Here is a 23,630-nt window from a genome sequence, read left to right on the forward strand (position 1 = left end):
GTAGTGCCGCTGGCCTTCCATGTCGGAATGCGCGGCGCTGCCATCACCATCATGAGGTTAGCGCATGTCCACCAGTTGTTTCGATCGTGAAGATGAAGTCTTCATCGTCCTTGTAAATCACGAAGAACAGTATTCGATCTGGCCGCAATGGAAAGCGGTGCCCGGCGGCTGGCGTGCCATCGATGGCGTGCATGGCAACAAGAAGAGCGTGCTGGAATACGTCGAGAAGACGTGGACCGATATGCGTCCCAAGTCGCTACGCGACTGGATGGCCGAACAATCCAGCGCACGCTGATACGCGGGACATCCGATGCTTACTCAGTCGCCCGCGCGCCACTATCCCGAGAATTTTGTCGCCCATCTGCGCGCGCTTGCCACACAGCGTCCCGACGACGTCGCCCTGATTGTGGTGGCCGAGCGGGACGGCGCGGCTTTCGATACGCCCGTTTCCTACGCCTTGCTGGAGCAGCGCGTGCGTGCGCTGGCAGCGTATCTGCAGCGCCGCTTCGGCCATGGCGAACGCGTATTGCTCCTGCTGGATAATGACGATCATTATGTGGTCGGCTTCTTCGCCTGCATGTACGCGGGGCTGGTCGCGGTGCCGGTGTTTCCGCCGGAGTCGGCGCGGCCGCAGCATCTGGCGCGGCTGGTTGGTATCGCGGAGGATGCGCAGGCGGCTTGTATCCTGACGTCCAGCGCGATCCTGGAGATGGTGGGCGAAGCCATGAGCGCATTCGGCAGCGCGGTGGTGATTGCGGCCAATGGCATTAGCGCCAGTCTGGCGGATGAATGGGCTGAGCATGCGCCGGCGAGCAGCGACGTCGCCTTTCTGCAGTACACCTCGGGCTCGACCTCGACGCCCAAAGGCGTGATGGTCACGCACGGCAACCTGATGGCAAATGAGCGCGCCATCGAAACCAGCATGGATGTGCGTAGCAGCGACATCTTCGTCTCCTGGCTGCCGCTGTATCACGACATGGGCTTGATCGGCGGCCTGCTGCAGCCGCTGCATCGCGGGATTCCCGTTGGCTTGATGACGCCGAAATTTTTCCTCGAACGACCGGTGCGCTGGCTGCAGGCGATATCGCGGTTGCGCGCGACCATCAGTGGCGGGCCGGATTTCGCGTTCCGCCTGTGCCTTGAACGGATCAGGGATAGCCAGATTGCGCAACTTGATTTGTCGAGCTGGCGACTGGCGTTTTCCGGTGCGGAGCCGGTGCGCTACGATACGCTGCGTGACTTCATCGCCCACACCAGACCTGCTGGTTTTTCCGCTGATTCAGTCTACCCATGCTATGGCCTGGCTGAAGCCACGCTGCTGCTGACTGGCGGTCGCCGTGCGGAGGGCTTATGCGTACAGGGTTTCTCCGCTGAGAGCCTGGCGCAAGGCCAGCCGCTGGCGGATGACGGTGGCACCATGCTGGTGGCGTGTGGCGCCATCGCTGTCGATCATGTGCTGGAGATTGTCGATCCTGAGACGGGCCGTGTGCTGGATGCCGGACATGCCGGCGAAATCCAGGCCAGTGGCCCAAGTATCGCCCGTGGTTACTGGCGTCGTGAGGATGCCAGCGCCGAAGCGTTTATCGAACGCGCTGGGCGGCGCTGGCTGCGCACGGGCGACCTGGGCTTCCTTCATGACGGACAGCTGTACATCACGGGCCGCATCAAGGACTTGATTATTGTCCGTGGCCTTAATATCTATCCGCAGGATATCGAGCAGGGCATCGAGGCGGATGTTGAAGCCGCGCGCAAAGGGCGGGTGGCGGCGTTTGCCGTCAGGACGCCTGATGGTGGTGAAGGCGTCGGCGTGGCCGTCGAAATCTCACGCGGCTTGCAGAAGCTGGTGCCGGTGCAGGCGCTGGTGGGGGCGTTGAGCCAGGCGGTTGTCACGGCCTGCAAGGAACCGGCATCAGTGGTGGTGCTGCTGAATCCGGGCGCGCTGCCCAAGACATCGAGCGGCAAACTGCAACGCGGCGCGTGCCGCAAGGGCTGGCAGGAGCGCACGCTGGACGCCTATGCGGTGTATGAATTCGGTGCCTTTGCATCAGGAGGTCCTGCGGATGCGGATAGTGCAGACGCAGCAACGCTGAACGACACCGAGGCAGCGTTGGCGGCCCTGTGGCGCGATGTGCTCAAGCGGGATGCTGCAACGGTGTTTGTGCGCGAGGCGCATTTCCTCGCCAGCGGCGGCAATTCGCTGACGGCGGTACAGCTGGCGGCGCGCATTGGCGAGCGTTGGCATGTCGATTTTCCGGTTCGCCTGCTATTCGAACATCCGCAATTGGGCGCGATGGCCGCTGCCATCGGCAGACAGCCGCAGGCTGCCGTCCATCCGCTCGCCATCGTCCCGCTACCACCAGAGCGACGCAGTGCGCCGCTGCCGTTGTCGCATGCCCAGCAAAGACAGTGGTTCCTGTGGCAGATGGCGCCGGAAAGCTGCGCCTACCACGTCAGCGGAGCGTTGCGTTATACCGGCCCGCTGGATAACGCCATACTGCGTTCGAGCTTCGAAGCGCTGGTGGCAAGGCATGAATCGTTGCGCACCTTGTTCCAGCCAGGCGCAGATGGCAAGGGCGAGCAGCTGATACAGCCTGCGATGCCGCTGGCATGGTCGGAAAACGACCTGCGCGAACTCCCCGCAAACGCGCGCGAAGCCGAAGCACTGCGCCTTGCGGAAGAACTCAATGCCGAGCCGTTCGACCTGTGCCACGGGCCGCTACTGCGCGCGAAACTGCTGCGCCTTGACGGCGAAACCCATATCCTGGCAGTGGCCATGCACCACATCGTTTCGGACGGCGTGTCGATGCAGGTCTTGCTATCCGAGCTGGGGGCGCACTACCGCGGAGACGCTGCGGTGATGGTGCCACTGCCGGTACAGTATGCGGATTACGCCGCATGGCAGCAGTCATGGTTGCAAGAGGGTGAAGGCGCACGCCAGCTGGCTTACTGGCGCGAACAGCTGGGTGGTGAACAGGCGGTGCTGGCCTTGCCGGTCGATCGTCCACGGCCCCCAGTGGCAAACTATAAGGCAGCCGCCCATCAGCTGGAACTGCCGCTGCAACTGGCTGAGGCGTTGAATGCGTGTGCGCGCCGCAACGACAGCACGCCGTTCATGGCGCTGCTGGCTGGCTTCATGGCGCTGCTGCACCGCTACAGCGGCCAGCGCGATATCCGCGTCGGCATCCCGATCGCCAACCGGCAGCGCATTGAGGCGGAGGGCCTGATCGGCTTCTTCGTCAACACCCAGGTGCTGCGCGGCGATATTCAGGGTCGTGGCAGCCTTGGCGCGCTACTGGCGCAGGTGCGAAACGCTGCGCTGGAGGCGCAATCGCATCCTGATCTGCCGTTTGAGCAGCTGGTCGATGCCCTCCAACCCGAACGCAGTCTGAGTCATACCCCATTGTTCCAGGTGATGTTCAATCATCTGCGTTCGGACTTCGGAACATTTGCGCAACTGCCTGGCGTGACAGCCGAATACCTCCGCCTGCGCGAGCAGGCCGCGCAGTTTGAGCTGACGCTGGAAACGACGGAGCAAACGGATGGCCGCCTTGGTGTGCGCTTCATATACGCGGCTGAGCTGTTCGATGCCGCGACAATCGCCCGGTTGGCAGAAGACTACCTGGCTATTCTGGCCGCGCTGGCGCACCGCAGTGAGCTGGCGGTAAGCGATGTGGCGCTGGTAAGCCAGCATGAGCAGATCCAGCTGGAGAAATGGGGCGTGAATCCGGTCCGCCATCAGGACGCGGAGCCGGTCCACCGCAGCTTTGAACGCAACGCGGCGCGCTATCCCGACGCGATAGCTTTGCTGTTTGGCGATCAGGCACTGAGCTATGCGGAACTCAACGAGCGCGCCAATCGCCTTGCGCATCGGCTCATCGCGCTGGGAATCGGCCTGGAAAGCCGTGTCGGCATCGCGGTTGAACGTTCGTTTGACATGATGACAGGGCTGCTGGCGATACTGAAGGCGGGCGCCGCCTACGTTCCGCTGGATACCGATTATCCGGCCGAACGGCTGCGCTACATGGCCGAGGACAGCGGCATCCGCCTGCTGCTGACGCACAGTGCGCTGACGGACAATCTTGCGTTGCCCGCGCTGCCCGTCCTGCTGCTGGACCAGGTTGACCTTGGCGCTGAGAGCACCGCCAATCCCAACGTCGCCGTGCATGGCGAGAACCTGGCGTATGTCATCTACACCTCCGGCTCGACCGGCAATCCCAAGGGCGCAGCCAACCGCCATCGTTCGCTATCCAGCTGCATGGCCTGGATGCAGGAGACCTACCGACTGACGCCTGCTGATACGGTGCTGCATAAAGCCGCTTTCGGCTTCGACGTATCGGTATGGGAGCAGTTCTGGCCACTCACCACTGGCGCACGCCTGGCGTTGGCTTTGCCGGGCGATCAGCGCGATCCGGCACGCCTGGTGGCGCTGATCCAGCAGCACCAGGTCACGACGGTGAATTTTGTGCCGCCGATGCTGCAAGCCTTCCTCGCGCATGAAGGCATTGAGGCCAGCACGCGGCTCAAACACATCATCTGCGGCGGCGAGGCCATGCCGGCCGACACGCAACGAGAGACGTTTGAACGTCTGCGCCGGGCCGGTCTTCACAACCTTTACGGGCCGACCGAAACTGCAATCCACGTGACCCATTGGGCCTGCCGCAATGACGGACAAAGCCTGGTCCCGATCGGCCGCCCAATCAGCGAAACCCACACTTACGTACTGGATGCGGACCTGAACATGGTGCCGGCCGGCGTCGCGGGTGAGCTGTATCTGGGTGGCGTTGCGTTGGGACGCGGTTATCTGCATCGTCCGGGATTGAGCGCCGAGCGTTTTGTCGCCGATCCTTTCGATCCGCGCGGTGGCCGTTTGTACCGCACCGGTGACCTGGTGCGCTGGAACGGGGAAGGACAACTGGAATACCTCGGGCGTATAGATCATCAATTGAAGATACGTGGCCTGCGCATCGAGCTGGGCGAAGTGGAAGCGCAACTGCTGGCACAGCCGGAAGTGCGTGAAGCGGTGGTGGTGGCGCGCGATGCCGCCGGCGGCAAGCGCCTGGTGGGCTATGTGTCGGCGCACGAAGGAAAGCAGCTGGACAGCGCTGAATTGAAAGCGCGTCTGGCCCGGCGCCTGCCGGACTATATGGTGCCGCAGCAGATCGCGGTGTTGCCGTCGCTGCCGCTGAGCGCCAACGGCAAGGTAGACCGCAAGGCGCTGCCGGATGTGGCGCTGGCGCAGCGCACCGCCAGCGAAGCTCCCCGTGGCCAGCTGGAACAGGCGCTCGGCCAGCTCTGGTGCACCTTGCTGGGACTGGAGAGTGTAGACCGGCGCGACAGCTTCTTTGAGCTGGGCGGTAATTCGCTGCTGCTGTTGCAGCTCCAGCGCCGTCTGGCACAGCAGCTCGACCTGCAGGCGTCCGTGGTTGACCTGTTCAAGTATCCGACGCTGGAGGCGCTGGCCGCTTTCCTGAGCAGCGCCGCACCGGCCGTGCGGTCCACGGCAGCAGTCGATGAACGTGCAAAACGCCAGCGTGGCGCATTCTTACAACGTAAAGCAGTAGCAGAAAGAGTTTCGACATGAATCTCGCAGACCAAGGCCTGCCCGGACAGCAGGAGTTTAGCGGCGTGGAGATCGCCATTGTTGGCATGGCAGGGCGGTTTCCCGGGGCCTCCGGCGTGGATGAACTGTGGCGTAATATCGTTGGTGGCGTGGAGTCGCGTCAGGTATTCGATGACGAGAAATTGCGTGAACGCGGTGTCGCCGATGCTGCTCTGGCGGATACGGCGTATGTAAAAGCAGGCATGGTGCTGGACGGCCTGGATCAATTCGATGCGGGCTTTTTCGGCTACTCGCCGCGTGAAGCAGAGCGGCTCGACCCACAACAGCGCGTCTTCCTGGAAACCGCGTGGCACGCTTTGGAACACGCAGGCTACGCTGGCGCTGCCACGCCGGCACTCACTGGCGTCTATGCGGGATGCGGCAGTAATCTCTACCTGATGCGCAACCTGCTGCCCGGCGTCGATTGGGCGGCCAGCGACATTGCTTCGCTGCTGGGACTCATGAATGGCAACGACCAGGGATCACTGGCGACGCGCATCGCATACAAATTGAATCTGCGCGGCCCGGCGGTGTCGGTGCAAACAGCATGTTCCACTTCGCTGGTGGCGGTACATATGGCTTGCCGCTCGCTGCTGAATTATGAAAGCGATCTGGCGCTGGCCGGTGGTGTCTGGCTCAATTTGCTGCAGGAGATGGGCTATCGGCACCAGGCTGGTGCGATTCTCTCACCGGATGGCCATTGCCGCGCGTTTGACGCGGCGGCCGGCGGGACGGTCATCGGCAGCGGTGCGGGCATTGTGGTGCTCAAGCGGCTGGATGAAGCGCTGCGCGATGGCGATACCATTCACGCCGTGATTAAAGGATCGGCACTGAATAACGACGGCGCCGAAAAGATGGCGTATAGCGCGCCCAGCGTCGATGGCCAGGCCGAAGTCATACAGGCGGCATTGGCGATGGCGGGTGTCGATGCAGGCACGATAGGTTATGTGGAAGCGCATGGAACGGGCACCGCGCTGGGCGATCCGGTGGAAATCGCCGCGTTGACCCAAGCCTTCCGCGCCAGTACGCAGGATAGCGCTTATTGCGCGATTGGCTCGATAAAAACCAATATTGGCCACCTCGATGCGGCGGCCGGCGTCACCGGCCTGATTAAAGCCGCGCTGGCCCTGAAGCACGGCATTCTGCCGCCCAGCCTCAATTTTGAGCAGGCCAATCCGCAAATCGATTTCGCCACAAGCCCTTTCTATGTGAACACCGAGGCGCGCCCGTGGACCACGGCCGGCGCACCGCGCCGTGCCGGCGTCAGCTCGTTTGGCATGGGTGGAACCAACGCCCACGTAGTATTGGAAGAGCCGCCAACGCTAGTGCCGCAGCAGGTGTCCGGCGCTGCGCAACTGCTTCTGCTGTCGGCGCGCAGTGAAGAGGCGCTGGATAATGCGGCTGCGCAGTTGGCAGACCATCTGGAACGCCACCCGGCGCAGCGCCTTGCGGATGTCGCCTACACGCTGCACGCCGGGCGTCGTCATTTTGCGCACCGTGCGCTTGCATGGGCAGACAATCACGGTGATGCAGTCAAGGCATTGACGGGAACGGGTGTGCAGATGGTGCGCGGTTTGGCCATGGCTGATGCACCGGCGGTAGCGTTCCTGTTCCCCGGCCAGGGTGCGCAGCATACCGATATGGGGCAGGATCTGTACCGGACCAACAACGTCATGCGCGAGAGCGTGGATCGCTGCTGCGCTTTGCTGAAAGGCCGTCTTGGTCTGGATCTGCGCGATCTGCTGTACCCCGCGCCGGAAAATGAAACCGCTGCCGCAGCGCAGCTCGAGCAGACTGCCTACACGCAGCCCGCGCTGTTCGTGCTGGAATACGCCATGGCGCAAATGTGGATCAGCCATGGCGTCAAACCCGATGCGCTGCTGGGCCACAGCATCGGTGAGTATGTCGCTGCTTGCCTGGCGGGCGTGTTTACGCTGGAAGACGCGCTGACCATTGTCGCGGAGCGCGGGCGCCTGCTACAGGCAAGTGCCGAGGGAGCCATGTTGGCGGTCAGCCTGGCCGAAGCACAGTTGGCGCTTGGCGCAGATGCCGGCTGCGATGTCGCCGCCGTGAATGCCGCTGATTTATGCGTCCTGGCTGGGCCGCTTGCTGCGATCGAAGCCGTTGAGCGCCAGTTTAAGGCGCGCGCAGTGGGTGTACGTCGCCTGCATGTCAGCCGGGCTTTTCATTCTTCGCTGGTGGAACCGGCACTGGCTGAATTTGAAGCCGTACTGCGTACCGTGCGCCTGCAGGCGCCGGGGATTCCTTTCATATCCAATCTGAGTGGCGACTGGATCACGGATGACGAAGCCCGTGATCCCGCTTACTGGCTGCACCATATGCGTGGCACTGTGCGTTTCGCCGACGGCCTGGCGACTTTGCTGCAACAACCCAATCGCGTGCTGCTGGAGGTAGGACCAGGCGAGACGTTGACCAGTCTCGCGCGCCGCCATCCGCAGTCGACTGGCCGGCCGGTATTTGCCACGCAGTCGCATCCTGCCCGACGTAGCCAGAATGCGCAGCAGTATATGCAATGCCTGGCGCAGTTGTGGGTCACTGGCGTTGCACTGGACCCTGCGGCCCTGGGAATCAATGGAGGCCGGCGCGTGGCACTGCCAGCCTACCCATTTGAACGGAAGTCATATTGGGTCGTGCCGGAGACCGTGGCGCCGTCCGAGAAGCCGCGTGGCGTGGACGACTGGTTCCTGCATCCGGTGTGGAAGCGCGCCATGCCATTGGTGACTGCAGACCAGCAGCGCCGTGGTGCTGTGCTGATACTTGGCGATGAAAACAGTTTCGCCAATAGCCTGGCCAGTCAGTGTGCCGCTCAAGGACGAGCGGTGATATACGTTGAACGCGGCTCCGGTTTTGAGCGCATTGCGGCAGACCGCTATGCCGTGCGTCCTGATAGTGCGGAGGATTTCAAGCAATTGCTGGCCGCAGTGCAGTTCTCCGCTATCGACGTATGCCACTTGTGGACACTGAATCCGCAGTCCGACATGCTGGAACAAGGCTTTTACAGCCTGACGGCACTGGCGCGGGCACTGGATGATGCGGGCGTACGCGATGCAGCTATCACCGTCATCACCAGCGGCATGGAAGATGTTACCGGAACCGAGGAACTGCATCCCCAACTGGCTACGTTGAACGGCGCGTGCAAGGTCATTCCTCAGGAGTATCCGCATATCTCCTGCCGTTTGCTGGATGTCCTGCCAGGACAAGTATCGCCGGGTCAGGTGGTCGCCGAAATGAACGCGACGAGTGGTGAACCGCTGGTGGCATATCGCGGCGCTCATCGCTGGTTCAAAGATTACGAGCCCTTGGCGCGGCCGGTGAGTGGCGATCAGCGTTTACGTCAGAACGGCGTCTATCTCATCACGGGTGGCGCGGGCGGTGTCGGTATGATACTGGCGCGTTACCTGGCGCAGGCGTGGCGGGCCAGGCTTGTACTTGTGAATCGCAGCGTCATGCAGGCCGATGCGCCCGCGCTGCGTGAGCTGGAGTCGTTTGGTGGCGACGTTCTGGCGCTGCAAGCCGATGTGAGCGATGCAGAACAGATGAACGCGGCCATCGGCGCCGCACGACAGCACTTCGGCACCCTTAACGGCATCATTCACGCCGCAGGCGTTGCTGGTGGCGGCATGATCGCGACGAAGCAGAAGCCGGCCATGGAGAAGGTCTTCGCGCCCAAGCTACAGGGCACAATCAACCTGCTGAACGCCACAAGGAATGAACCGCTGGACTTCATTCTGCTGTGCTCCTCGCTGACAGCCATCACCGGCGGTTACGCACAAGCCGACTACTGCGCCGCCAACGCCTTCCTCGATGCTTTGGCGCAGCGCGGCAGCAGTCCCTGGCTGGTATCGGTTAACTGGGATGTCTGGCGCGATGTCGGGATGGCGTCAGGTCAGCGCCTTCCTGATGACGAGGGCATCACGGCCGCTGATGCTGGCCCTCTGCTTGAGCGTATTTTTTCCGGTCCGTCCGTACCGCAGGTGCTGATATCCACCATCGGATTACAGCGACAGATCGCGCGCAGCGCTTCGATGGAAATGGCTGAGCGTCTATTGGCGGCCCCCGTGTCAAAACGGCAGCAGCATGCGCGTCCAACCTTGTCTGCCGCCTACGTTGAGGCGTCCGGCGGTCTGGAAACCGGCCTGGCATCATTGTGGAGTGAATTCCTCGGCATCACACCGGTAGGCGCGAACGATAACCTGTTTGAACTCGGTGGCGATTCGCTGCTCGCGATTCAATTACTGGCCAAGGTGCGCAGCACCTATGGCATCGAGCTGCATCCCACAGGATTTTTCAAAAATCCCACGGTCGCCGCGTTGGCAGTCACGATGGGCGGTGCTGCATCTGATGCGGGTAGCTCGCCCGTCATTGTGCCGCGCTCAGAAAGTGGTCCGGCCTTACTGTCTTACGCCCAGCAGCGGTTGTGGTTCCTGTGGCAGCTCGACCCGGAAAGCGCAGCTTATCATTTGAGCGGAGGGCTGGGCTTTAAAGGCAAGCTGAATATCGACGCGCTGCGCGCTGCTCTGGACGGACTGGTTGCCAGACACCCAGCATTACGCACCGTGTTCCGTCAGGATCCGGATGGCAGCTTATACCAGGTGGTGCAGGAGCCACAAGCCGTGGCACTGCCTTACCTGAATATGGGCGATGAAATACATCGCCTGTGCGCTCAGCCATTTGATCTATCCAATGGCCCTTTGTTACGTGCGGCCTTGCTCAAACGTGGGGAGCAGGAGCATCAGCTTGTAGTGGTCATGCACCACATCGTTTCGGACGGCTATTCGACGCAACTGATTCTGGATGAATTGGCCCAGCGATACGCGGCACATCTTCAAGGATCGGCATTGCAGCTGGTACAACTGCCGATTGCATACAGCGACTACGCCGCATGGCAGCGTGCCTTGCTGGCCGGCCCGGAGGGAGCGCGTCAACTCACGTGGTGGAAAGACCTGCTGGGCGCACAGAATACCGCATTGAATTTGCAGACGTCCCGTCCGCGTAAGGCAGATGCAAGGTATGGCGCGGCACGGCACGTGATCTCATTGCCGTTAGAACTGACTGCAGGATTGCGCCGCCAGGCTCAAAACCATGGCGCCACCTTTTTCGCCGTGCTGTTGACGGCGTACCAGGCGCTGTTGTTCCGCTACAGCGGACAGACCGATATACGCGTAGGGGTACCGGTCGCGAACCGCCATCATGCTGAAACGGCGGGCCTGGTTGGCTTCTTCGTCAATACCCAGGTTCTTCCCGCAAGTCTGAACGCGAAAACGCCGCTGGTGCAGCTGCTGGCGCAAACGCGGGATCACGCCTTGAACGCACAAGCGAATCAGGATCTGCCTCTGGACTGGCTTGTGGATGCGATGCAGGTGGAGCGCAATCTGAACGGAAATCCGCTGTTCCAGGTGATGTTTAACCATCTACGGCTGGACCATGGCTCCCTGGCGCAATGGCCAGATCTGGATGTTGAACGCATCGACCTTGATGAACAAAACGTACAGAGCGAATTGTCGCTGACTACCTACGAAAGCTCGAACGGCCAGGTAACGGCCAACTTCAGCTATGCACCAGAGTTGTTCGATGCCGAGCATATTGAAGCCATGGCCGGGCATTATCTGCTGCTATTGCAGGCATTGGCGAATAAGCCGGAGCAGGTGGTTGGCGAGGTTGAGCTGTTGAGCGAACGGCAGCTGGACCGCTTGCAGCAATGGGGCGACAACCGTGAGCAGCACGGCGAGGGCGCGCCTGTCCACCTGCTGTTTGAACGACAGGCAGCAGTACAGCCGGACAAATGCGCGCTGCTGTTCGGTGACGAATCGCTGAGCTATGGCGAACTGAATGCCCGCGCCAACCGTCTGGCGCACCATCTGATTCAACTCGGCGTACGGCCCGAAACCAAAGTCGGCATCGCGCTGGAGCGTTCGTTTGACATGGTGATTGGCCTGCTGGCGATCCTGAAAGCGGGCGGCGCCTACGTCCCGCTCGATCCGGAATATCCTGCCGACCGCTTGCGTTATATGGTGGAAGACAGCCGTATTGGCCTGCTGCTGACGCATAGCCAGCTGCCAGGCCAGGATGGCGTGCGCGCGCTGCTGCTCGATCAACTGGATCTGAGCAGCCAGCCGGCGTACAATCCGGCACCGGTGCTCAACGGTGAAAATCTGGCATATGTGATTTATACCTCGGGTTCAACGGGCAAGCCCAAAGGCGCTGCCAACCGACATCGCTCGCTGTACAACCGGCTGGCGTGGATGCAGCAGGCTTACCAGCTAACGTCCGCAGACACGGTGCTGCAAAAGACACCGTTCAGTTTTGACGTCTCGGTATGGGAATTCTTCTGGCCCCTGATGATGGGCGCGCGGCTGGCGATTGCCGCACCGGGCGAACACCGCGAGCCTGCGCGCCTGCGCGAACTGATTTGCCATCATCAGGTGACCACGCTGCACTTCGTTCCATCGATGCTCCAGGCCTTTATGGCGCATGACGGCGTGGCCGCCTGCACCAGCCTGACGCGGATGATTTGCAGCGGCGAGGCGTTGCCGGTGGATGCGCAGAACAGCGTGTTCAAACTGCTGCCGCAGGCGGCGCTGTATAACCTGTATGGCCCCACCGAAGCGGCGATCGATGTCACCCATTGGACCTGCCGTGCTGACGGCAGCAACCAGGTGCCGATCGGCCAGCCAATCAGCCAGACCAAAACCTATGTACTGGACGGCGACCTGAATCTGGCGCCGGCAGGCGTGGCGGGCGAGCTTTATCTGGGCGGGATCGGCCTGGCGCGCGGCTATCTGGAACGTCCGGCATTGACGTCGGAGCGCTTTCTGGCCGATCCGTTCGACCCGCAAGGCGGCCGTTTGTACCGTACCGGAGACCTGGTGCGCTGGAACAGCGAAGGGCAGCTGGAATACCTGGGCCGCCTCGATCATCAGGTGAAAATCCGCGGCCTGCGCATTGAGCTGGGCGAGATCGAAGCACAACTGCTGGCGCAGCCGGAGCTGCGCGAGGCGGTGGTAGTGGCGCGTGACAGCGCGGCTGGCACCAGGCTGGTGGCCTACATCTCGCTGCAAGCAGGCCTGCATTGCGAGACGGCCGAGTTGCGGGAGCGGCTATCGACAGCGCTGCCGGACTACATGGTGCCGGGCGCTATCGTGGTGCTGGATACCTTGCCGCTCAACGCCAATGGCAAGATAGACCGGAAAGCGCTACCTGAGCCGGAACTGTCGATCACCACCGAGTACGAGGCGCCACAGAATGAGGTCGAAATCACACTGGCTGCATTGTGGCGCGAGCTGTTAGGCGCAGCGCAGATAGGCCGCAACGACCACTTCTTCCAGTTGGGGGGACACTCGCTGCTTGCGGTCCAGCTCACGGCGCGCATTCAGCGCGACATGCAGTTTGAGCTGCACGTTAAAGACGTATTCCGTTATCCGCTGCTCGCCGATCTGGCGCGGCATGTCGGCAGCCAGCTTGGCAACTCGAATGACCAGGCCCTGGCCGACCTTGATTCCTTTATCGATAGTTTGGAGAATGTTTAATGAGTGACGTCGCAACGCGCCGTATTGCGGAGAAATTTGCGCAACTGTCGACGGCACAGCGCCGCGTGGTGTATCAGCGTCTCAAGGCGGATGGCATGAGCATCGGCCAGTTCCCGATTCTGAAACGCGCCGAATCGGTGACGCAGGCTTGCGCCTTGTCGTATGCCCAGGCGCGCCAATGGTTCCTGTGGCAGCTGGACCCATCCAGCACCGCTTATCATATTGCTGGCGCACTGGAACTGAAGGGTGACTTGAAGCCGGAAGCGGTGCGTACGGCCTTCGCCGCACTGGTGGTGCGCCATGAAGCTCTGCGTACCGTGCTTCGCCCAAGTGGCGATGGTCTGGCTGAGCAGGTCATCCTGCCACAGGCTGAATTGCACATGGAACTGATAGACCTGAGTTCAGTACCGGCAGATGCGCGTGAGTTGCGTTTGCAGCAGGAGGCCATGCGTATCAGTCAGCGGCCGTTCGATCTGCTTCACGGGCCATTGCTGCGCGTCGGTCTGATTCAATCGGCTGCGGATACGCATGTGCTGGTGGTGGTCATGCACCATATCGTTTCCGATGGCTGGTCCATGCAGATCATTGTCAACGAATTCTCTGCGCTCTACAGCGCCGCTGTACAGGGGGGCGCACCGACACTGGCCGAGCTGCCGATTCAGTATGCGGACTACGCCTTGTGGCAGCGCAGCTGGATGGAAGCGGGCGAGCAGGAACGTCAACTGGCTTACTGGATTGATGCGCTGGGCAAGGAGCAGGTGGTACTGCAATTGCCTGCCGACGGTCCGCGCCGCGCGGATGGTGTGTATTGCGCCGCGCGTCACAGCGTCACGCTGCCGGCGGAACTGGCACTCAGTTTGCAAAAGCAGGTACAAGGACAAGGCATGACCCTGTTTATGGCCTTGCTGACTGGCTTCCAGGCTTTGCTGAACCGTTATTCGGGACAGTCTGACGTTCGCGTTGGCGTGCCGATCGCGAACCGCCATCGTGTCGAGAGTGAGGGCGTTGTCGGTTTCTTTGTCAATACCCAGGTACTGCGCAACCAGCTGGATGGCCGAATCAGCCTGTCGCAAGCGCTGGTTCAGACACGCGATGCGGCGCTTGGCGCGCAGGATCATCAGGATTTACCGTATGAGCAGCTGGTCGAGGCGTTGCAGCCGGAGCGTAGCCTGGGCGGCAATCCGTTATTCCAGGTGATGTTCAACCATCAGCGTACCGACTACCGCGCCTTGCAGCAGTTGCCGGGCCTGTCGATGCACGACTACGTGCTGGATCGCCAGCAAGCACAGTTTGAACTGACACTGGATACGCGGGAAGACGAAAATGGTGTGCTGACCGCCACCTTTACCTACGCTGCCGAGTTGTTTGATGCTACGACAATCGCGCGCATGGCGCAGCACTATCAGACACTCTTGCAAGCCATCAGTGATAGTCCGCAGCAGTTGCTGAGTGAGGTCGCGCTGCTGGATGAGGCACAACACGTCCAGTTACAGCAATGGGGTGACAACCGTGAGCAGCACGGCGAGGGTGAGCCTGTCCACCTGCTGTTTGAACGTCAGGCAGCAGTACAGCCGGATAAATGCACGCTGCTGTTCGGTGACGAATCGCTGAGCTATGGCGAACTGAATACCCGCGCCAACCGTCTGGCGCATCATCTGATTCAACTCGGCGTGCGGCCCGAAACCAAAGTCGGCATCGCGCTGGAGCGTTCGTTTGACATGGTGATTGGCCTGCTGGCGATCCTGAAAGCGGGCGGCGCCTACGTCCCGCTCGATCCGGAATATCCGGCCGACCGCTTGCGTTATATGGTGGAAGACAGCCGTATTGGCCTGCTGCTGACGCATAGTCTGCTGCCAGGCCAGGATGGCGTGCGCGCGCTGCTGCTCGATCAACTGGATCTGAGCAGCCAGCCGGCGCACAATCCCGCACCGGTGCTCAGCGGTGAAAATCTGGCATATGTGATTTATACCTCAGGTTCAACGGGCAAGCCCAAAGGCGCTGCCAACCGACATCGCTCGCTGTACAACCGGCTGGCGTGGATGCAGCAGGCTTACCAGCTGACGTCCGCAGACACGGTGCTGCAAAAGACACCGTTCAGTTTTGACGTCTCGGTGTGGGAGTTCTTCTGGCCCCTGATGATGGGCGCACGGCTGGCGATTGCCGCACCGGGCGAACATCGCGAGCCTGCGCGCCTGCGCGAACTGATTTGCCGTCATCAGGTGACCACGTTGCACTTCGTGCCATCGATGCTCCAGGCCTTTATGGCACATGACGGCGTGGCCGCCTGCACCAGCCTGACGCGGATTATCTGCAGCGGCGAGGCGTTACCGGTGGATGCGCAGAACAGCGTGTTCAAACTGCTGCCGCAGGCGGCGCTGTATAACCTGTATGGTCCCACCGAAGCAGCGATCGATGTCACCCATTGGACCTGCCGTGCTGACGGCAGCAACCAGGTGCCGATCGGCCAGCCAATCAGCCAGACCCAAACCTATGTGCTCGATGGCGACCTGAATCTGGCGCCGGCAGGTGTGGCGGGCGAGCTTTATCTGGGCGGGATCGGTCTGGCGCGCGGCTATCTGGAACGTCCGGCGTTGACGTCGGAGCGCTTTGTCGCCGATCCGTTCGACCCGCAAGGCGGCCGTTTGTACCGCACCGGAGACCTGGTGCGCTGGAACAGTGAAGGGCAGCTGGAATATCTGGGCCGCCTCGATCATCAGGTGAAAATCCGTGGTCTGCGCATTGAACTGGGCGAGATCGAAGCACAACTGCTGGCGCAGCCGGAGCTGCGCGAGGCGGTGGTGGTGGCGCGTGACAGCGCGGCTGGCACCAGGCTGGTGGCCTACATCTCGCTGCAAGCAGGCCTGCATTGCGAGACAGCCGAGTTGCGGGAGCGGCTATCGACAGCGCTGCCGGACTACATGGTGCCAGGCGCCATCGTGGTGCTGGATACCTTGCCGCTCAACGCCAATGGCAAAGTAGACCGCAAGGCGCTGCCAGAGCCGGACTTCAGTTCCACTTCCTACGAGGCGCCGCAAGGAGATGTGGAGGAAAAGCTGGCAGCACTCTGGGCGGAACTGCTGGAGCTTAAGCAGGTAGGCCGTCATGATAATTTCTTTGAGCTTGGCGGCCATTCGCTGCTCGCGCTCACACTGCTGGAGCGTATGCGTTCGCAAGGGCTACAGGCGCAGGTACGTACCTTGTTCCAGTACCCACAGTTGACCGCATTCGCAAAAGCGCTGATGCAGGGCGTGTTGGAAATCTCTTCCTACAGCGTTCCACGCAACGGCATTCCTGATGACTGCGATGCGCTGACGCCGGAAATGATTACGCTGGCGAGGCTGGACGCCAATGAGATCGCGGTTATTGAAGCCACTGTTCCTGGTGGTGCCACCAATATTCAGGACATCTATCCACTGGCGCCGCTGCAGGAGGGTATCCTCTTCCATCACCTGCTGCAAAGCGAAGGCGATGCTTATGTCACGCCGCAGCTACTGAGTTTCGATAGCGAGCAGCGCCTCCTGGCGTTTGTCGATAGCTTGAACAAAGTCATTGCACGTCACGACATTTTACGTACTGCCGTATTGTGGGAAGGACTGAGAGAGCCGTTGCAGGTCGTCTGGCGCAAAGCCGGGTTGACGACCGAATGGCTTGACGTCGCCAATGGCGACGCCGCTGCGGCACTCACGGCTGCCGTCAATCCTGCAAGCTATCGCATTGATGTAAGGCAGGCGCCTATGATACGCGCGCTGGCCGCACGCGATCACGCCAGCGGACGGTATCTGCTGCAACTGCCTAGTCATCACCTGGTAGTTGATCACACCACGCTGGAGTTGCTGGTTGAAGAAATCGGCATGATCCAGCGAGGAACCGTACTTCCGCCTGCCGTGGCGTTCCGTGATTTCGTGGCGCGGGCACGTTACGGCGCCAAACCGGAAGAGCAGGAAGCGTTTTTCCGCCAGATGCTGGCAGATGTTGAAGAGCCGACGGCGCCGTTTAATCTTATCGATATTCAGGGCAACGGCAGCACAGTGGAGCAGGCCAGGCTGGCGATGCCGCCATTGCTGGCAGCACGCTTACGCCAGGCTGCGCAGCGTCATGGCGTGAGTGCTGCTACCGTCTTCCATCTGGCGTGGGCAGTTGTTCTGGCGCGCGCATCGGGCAAGGACGACGTGGTATTCGGCACGGTACTGTTTGGCCGGATGCAGGGTGGCGAAGATGTCAGCCGCACGCTTGGCCTGTTTATTAATACGCTGCCGCTGCGTATCCGGCTTGGCACGCAGGACGTGGCGCAGTGCTTGCAGCAGACCCATGCCGCGCTGACCGGGTTGCTGCAGCACGAACATGCCAGCCTTTCCCTGGCCCAGCGTTGCAGCGGGCTGCCGGGAGGCACACCATTGTTTTCCGCATTGCTTAACTATCGCTATGGCAGCAAGCCCTCCGATGACGGCGTGTGGGAAGGCGTGGAACTGCTGGGCGGTGAAGAGCGCAGTAACTATCCGTTATCGATGTCCGTTGATGATATGCAGGATGACTTCGCACTGGTCGCACAAGTGCCGCCGTCCATCGGTGCATTACGCATATGCGAGATGATGCAGGAGGCAGCGACTGCACTGGTGGACGCACTTATAGCACACCCGCAAACGCTGACCGCTGCTTTGCCAGTCATGAATGGAATGGAAACGGCACTGCTGCGCCAGTGGAGCGTGAACCGTCGTCGATATGCCGAGGCGGCACCGCTGCATCAGCTATTTGAACGCCAGGTAGCCGCACAGCCGGCATCTTCCGCCTTGCTGTTTGGCGAACAGGTGTTGAGCTATACCGGCTTGAATGTACGCGCCAACCAGCTGGCACACCGCTTGTTGGCGTTGGGTGTCAAGCCGGAAGACAGGATCGGTGTCTGCATCGAACGCTCGATTGATATGGTAGCGGCATTGCTGGCGATCCTGAAAACCGGTGCCGCCTATGTTCCGCTTGACCCTGAGTATCCGCCGGAGCGCCTGCGCTATATGGCTGAAGACAGCGGCATTAGCCTGCTTCTGAGCCATTCGGGTTTGCAGCACATCGCGCCATCGCTGCCAGCGGAGCGCGTGCTGCTGCTCGACCAAATTGACGTGACTGCGGAAAGTACGAAGAACCCTGGCGTTGCGGTACATGGCGAAAATCTGGCGTATGTGATTTACACGTCCGGATCGACCGGTCTGCCGAAAGGTGCAGCGAACCGGCACCGTGCTGTTGCCAGCTGCATGCTGTGGATGCAGGATATCTACCACTTGACCGGCGACGACACCGTGCTGCACAAGGCGCCATTTGGCTTTGACGTCTCGGTATGGGAATTGTTCTGGCCATTGACCTCCGGTGCACGTCTTGCCCTGGCACTGCCAGGCGACCAGCGTGATCCGGCCCGCCTGGTTGCGTTGATACAGCAGCACCAGATCACGACGGTCAACTTTGTGCCGGCCATGCTCCAGGCCTTCCTGGCACATGAGGGCATCGAAGCCAGTACGCGGCTCAAGCACATTATTTGCGGCGGCGAGGCCATGCCATCCGAAACGCAGCGCGAGACTTTCCAACGCCTGAGCGACGCGGGACTGCATAATCTCTACGGCCCGACAGAAACGGCCATTCACGTTACCAACTGGGCTTGCCGCGATGATGGACAAAGCCTGGTGCCGATTGGCCGTCCGATCAGCGATACCGTGGCGTATGTGCTGGACGCCGGGTTGAATCTGGCGCCAGCTGGTGTGGCAGGGGAGTTGTACCTGGGCGGCGTTAGCCTGGGGCGCGGCTATCTCGGCCGGCCAGGCTTGAGCGCAGAACGGTTTGTGGCCGACCCATTTGATCCGCACGGCGGCCGCCTGTATCGCACGGGCGACCTGGTACGCTGGAATGACGAAGGCCAGCTAGAGTATCTGGGGCGTATCGATCATCAGGTGAAAATCCGTGGCTTCCGGGTTGAACTGGGCGAGGTGGAAGCGCAGTTGCTGGCGCAGCCCGAGGTACGCGAAGTCGTGGTGGTTGCCCGTCAGGGACCTGGCGGCACGCTGCTGGTGGCCTATCTGGCGGCGCATGAGGGGCAGCACATCGACGGGATGGTGCTACGGGATCGTTTGCGCCGTACGCTGCCGGAGCATATGGTGCCGGGAGCGGTCATGGTCATGCCGGCATTGCCGCTCAACGCCAACGGCAAGGTTGACCGAAAAGCGCTGCCGGAGCCGGAGCTGGCCGCCCGCAGCCATGTCGCACCACAGGGCCAGTTGGAACAGACGCTGGCAGAGATATGGGCCGAGGTGCTTGGACAAGAGCGTGTGGGGCGCACGGACAACTTCTTTGAACTGGGCGGCGACTCGATTCTGAGTCTGCAAATCGTCGCCCGGGCGCGACGGGCGGGGTGGGCGCTGAATCCCAAGCTGATGTTCACGCATCCGGTGATTGCGGACCTGGCCAGTGTGCTGGAGCCGTTGGCGCCCGCTGCACAGACGTCGACACCGCAGATACGTGGCGTGTTGGCGGATTATCTGAGCGCGCCGGCGTTGGCCGCCGTCTCGGTTGATCCTGCCGATATCGAGGATGTTTATCCGTTGTCGCCGCTGCAGGAAGGTATGCTGTTTATGTCGCTTGAGGCGCCGGGCAGTGGCTTATACATGAATCAGCTCAGCGTCACCGTACATGGACTGGATGCGGAAAAACTCGCTCAAGCCTGGCAGGCGATGGTTCGGCGACACGCGGTGCTGCGGACAAGCTTCCTGTGGCAGGCCGGCGCGGATACTGCGTTGCAGATGGTCTGGCGTGCAGCCAACGCTTTCGTGGAGATACAGGATTGGCGCGGTTCTGCTGATATTGAAGCCCGCTTGAGCGCACTGCGTTCGGCCGAGCTGTTGCGCATCACTGACTTCTCGCAACCTGCGCTGGCGCGCCTGTTCCTGATACGCGTAGCGGACAATGAACATCGCCTGCTGCTTGGCATGCACCATATCCTGCTGGATGGTTGGAGCCAGTCACGCCTGCTCGGCGAGCTATTGCAAAGCTATGGCGGCGCTGCACTGACGCCAGTCGAGGCGCACTATGGCGACTATATACGCTGGCTTGCCCGTCAGCCGGGAGACATGGCGGAGCGCTATTGGCGCGGCCAATTGCAGCAACTGGATGGCCCCAGCCTGCTGGCGAGCCGCCGGCACGCGGACAGCGGCTATCACAAAATCTATCTGCGCTGGGATGCTGCGCAGACGGGATTTCTGTCCGATTGCGCCAGGGTGCAGCGGGTCACGGTCAACACGATGGTGCAGGCGGCGTGGGCGACGCTGCTGCAGCGCCATCTGGGTAAGGACAGCGTGTGCTTCGGTGCGACGGTTGCAGGACGGCCCGCAGAGCTGGCCGGCGCGGAAGACATGGTGGGCTTGTTCATCAATACCATTCCGGTGTTGGCGGTACGCCAGCCGCAGCTGCCTGTGGGGGAATTCCTGCGTCAGCTGCAAGCCACCAATCTCGATGCACGCCAATATGAGCATACGCCGCTGGCGCAGATTCAGCGTTGGGGTGGTGCTGCCGGCCAGGCGCTATTCGATAGCATTATCGTGTTCGAGAACTATCCGATGCATAAGGCGCTGGGCGAGCCGCTGGCGCATGGCCTCCGCTTTGGCGATGTCGGCAGCGAGGGGCTGACTGGCTACGCCATGGACTTGCAGGTGACGCTTGAAGGGACGCTGGAGATTGAGTTCTGCTATGCACGCGCCAGTTTCGGCGAACGCGAGGTGTTGGCTCTGCGCGCCGAAATGGACCAGCTGCTGCGTACCATGAGCATGGCGCCGGATATGCCGATGGGCGAGCTGCAAAGGCTCGACGCGCAGGCCACGGAAGCGGTGCTTGCGCTTGGCCAGACGGACTTCCGCCAGCAACCAGACTGGGTGCATCGTCAGATCGAACGGCATGCGGCGTCACATCCCGAAGCCATTGCGTTGCGGATGGGAGAACAGGTAGTCAGCTTTGCAGAGCTGAATCTGCGTGCCAATCGTCTCGCGCACTGGCTGATCGCGCAGGGACTGAAGCCGGAAGACCGCGTGGCGGTACTGCTGCCGCGCTCTGTCGATATGATTGTGACGCTGCTGGCGATCCTGAAGGCCGGCGCCGGCTATGTACCGCTGGACGCGGAATACCCGGTAGAGCGTTTGCGCTACATCATCGGCGACTGTTCGCCGGCGCTGTTGATTAGCAGCGGTGTGTATCAGCATAATCTGCCTTGCCCTACGGTGTGGCTGGAGCAGTTACAGCTGGACGGCCGTAGCGCGGCCGATCCGGACGTCGCGCTCAGCGAGCACCATCTGGCTTACGTCATCTACACTTCGGGATCGACTGGCCAGCCTAAAGGTGTGACGGTGGCGCACGGGCCGCTGGCCATGCATTGTGCGGCGACCAACGAAATCTATGCAACACAGCCAGGTTCGTGCGAACTGCTGTTCATGTCGTTCTCGTTCGACGGCGCCCATGAGCGCTGGATTAGCGCACTGACCGCAGGCGCCTCCGTCGCGATCCGCGATCCGGAGATCTGGACAGCCGAACAAGCCAGCGACGCGCTGCATCGCTATGACGTCTCCACGGTAGCTTTTCCGCCGGCGTATCTGAGCCAGCTGGCCGATTGGGCTGGCATGGCTGGTGATCCACCGCCAGTGGAGTTATACGTATTCGGTGGTGAAGCAATGCCGAAAGCAGGTTTCGAGCAGGTACGCCGGCATCTGCGTCCACAGCGCCTTATCAATGGTTACGGACCGACTGAAACCGTGGTCACACCATTGATCTGGCAGGCGCGCGGCGATGAGGGATTCGACTGCGCTTATGCGCCAATCGGCCGTCCGGTCGGCGAACGTACGGCCTATATTCTGGACAGCGATCTGCAGCTGGTACCGCATGGCGCCGTAGGCGAGTTGTATATCGGTGGCTACGGGCTGGCGCGCGGCTATATCGGCCGCAGCGATCTGACCGCCGAACGCTTTGTCGCCGATCCATTTGGCGCGGCGGGCGGACGCCTGTACCGTACCGGGGATCTGGTGCGCTGGCTGGATGACGGCAACGCCGAGTACATCGGCCGCGCCGATCATCAGGTGAAAATCCGCGGATTCCGTATCGAACTGGGTGAGATCGAGGCACAATTGCGCAAGATTGCCGGTGTCAGCGATGTTGCTGTGGTGGCGGTCAGTGGCGAGGGCGGCGCAGTCCTGCATGCCTACCTTGCGAGCGATGGACCCGCGCAGGAAGTGATGCAGATGGCACGTATCACGGTCGCTGATGCGCTGCCCGACTTCATGCAGCCCGCTGCTTATGCAGTACTTCCTGAACTGCCACGCCTGCCGACCGGGAAGCTGGATCGCCACTCGCTGCCGGCTATCCTGAGTACGAACGTACGCCAGTATCGCGCACCGTCCACACCGCAGGCAGAGCAAATGTGTGAGGTGTGGCGCGAGGTGCTGGGTGTGGAGCGCGTTGGAGAAACGGACAATTTCTTTGAACTAGGCGGCGATTCGCTGCTTTGCCTGAAATTGATTTCGCGCCTGCGTGCGCTGAAAGACGCACGTTTCAACTTCAAGCTGCGCGACCTGACGCAAAAGCCGACTATCGCCCAGTTGCTTGGGCTGGATGCGGACGAGCGCGCGACTCAATCCGGCGTCACGGCGCTGAACCGCGAGGGCCACGAGCCCTTATTCTGCCTGCACGCGGGGTTTGGCACCATCTTTGACTACCAGCCATTGGCACGCAAGCAGGATGGTGTGGCCACGGTGTACGGCATCGCTTGCCGGATGCTGGCCGACAGCAGCCACGTCGATGCTTCGCTGGAGCAGATGGCGCGCGACTACACCCGCATGATACGCCAGGCGCAGCCCCAGGGGCCGTATCGCCTGATGGGATGGTCGCTTGGCGGCACGCTGGTGGCCATGGTTGCGGCACTGCTGGAGTCGGAGGGGCAGCCGGTCAGTTTTGCCGGCCTGGTTGATCCCTTCATTCCAGGCACCGAACAGGCAGTCATGCCGCCATGGCAGCTGGATTTCGCTGACTTTCTGTCCCAGTTGCTGCCGGATGTGACGCTTTCCGCATTGCCGCCGGCGCCGGGGCCTGAGCTGGAAGCACTGCTGTCACAGGCCTTGGCCGGCAACCGCACGGTGTACGGGGAGATGGGGGCGGCAGAGCTGTTGCGTGGCTTTGAAGTGGCGCGCCATCTGAAGGCGCTGTCGATCGAGGCAGGTCCGCTGACAAAGCTCTCTTGCCAGCCGCATTATTGGTGGGCTGAGGGGCGTGCGGACGATGAGCGGGCGGCATTGTTGCGGCAGACCGCTGCCCAAGGCGTGGCCAGCGAGATCGCGGCAGGCCACTACACGATCATGCGTAATCCACAGTGGCTGGAGCAGGCCGCCCGTTTGGGTGAGGGTGTGTTACAGGGGTAGACAGAAGGTGAGGCTGGCTCCGAAAGGAGCCAGCCTACTTGTTCGCTGGCGACTTGC

General features: G+C 61.6%; 4 protein-coding genes. All 4 read left to right on the plus strand.

What is annotated here, in order from left to right:
* Positions 1-64: 64 nt before the first annotated feature.
* From GTP58_RS06825 to GTP58_RS06840, 4 genes are read left to right on the plus strand one after another with little or no spacing between them, the layout of a single operon-like run.
* Positions 65-295 carry an MbtH family NRPS accessory protein gene (locus GTP58_RS06825; RefSeq protein WP_161076774.1) on the plus strand — a complete coding sequence of 77 codons (231 nt, stop codon included), beginning with the start codon at positions 65-67 and terminating at the stop codon, positions 293-295.
* Positions 296-310: 15 nt separating this feature from the next.
* Positions 311-5,581, plus strand: a complete 5,271-nt coding sequence (locus tag GTP58_RS06830) for a non-ribosomal peptide synthetase (RefSeq protein WP_161076775.1) — start codon at positions 311-313, stop codon at positions 5,579-5,581.
* Positions 5,578-13,146, plus strand: a complete 7,569-nt coding sequence (locus tag GTP58_RS06835; RefSeq protein ID WP_161076776.1) for a non-ribosomal peptide synthetase/type I polyketide synthase — start codon at positions 5,578-5,580, stop codon at positions 13,144-13,146. Before GTP58_RS06830 ends, GTP58_RS06835 begins: the two co-directional genes overlap by 4 nt.
* The gene (locus GTP58_RS06840) at positions 13,146-23,573 is read left to right on the plus strand and encodes a non-ribosomal peptide synthetase (RefSeq protein WP_161076777.1); all 10,428 of its coding nucleotides are present in this window, start codon (positions 13,146-13,148) and stop codon (positions 23,571-23,573) included. Before GTP58_RS06835 ends, GTP58_RS06840 begins: the two co-directional genes overlap by 1 nt.
* Positions 23,574-23,630: the final 57 nt, after the last annotated feature.

Source organism: Duganella sp. CY15W (assembly GCF_009857555.1).
In the GTDB taxonomy this organism is placed as follows: domain Bacteria; phylum Pseudomonadota; class Gammaproteobacteria; order Burkholderiales; family Burkholderiaceae_D; genus Rugamonas; species Rugamonas sacchari.

Coding starts and splice junctions, on each gene's coding strand:
- GTP58_RS06825 (WP_161076774.1), top strand. CDS start 65: ATGTCCACCAGTTGTTTCGATCGTGAAGATGAAGTCTTCATCGTCCTT.
- GTP58_RS06830 (WP_161076775.1), top strand. CDS start 311: ATGCTTACTCAGTCGCCCGCGCGCCACTATCCCGAGAATTTTGTCGCC.
- GTP58_RS06835 (WP_161076776.1), top strand. CDS start 5,578: ATGAATCTCGCAGACCAAGGCCTGCCCGGACAGCAGGAGTTTAGCGGC.
- GTP58_RS06840 (WP_161076777.1), top strand. CDS start 13,146: ATGAGTGACGTCGCAACGCGCCGTATTGCGGAGAAATTTGCGCAACTG.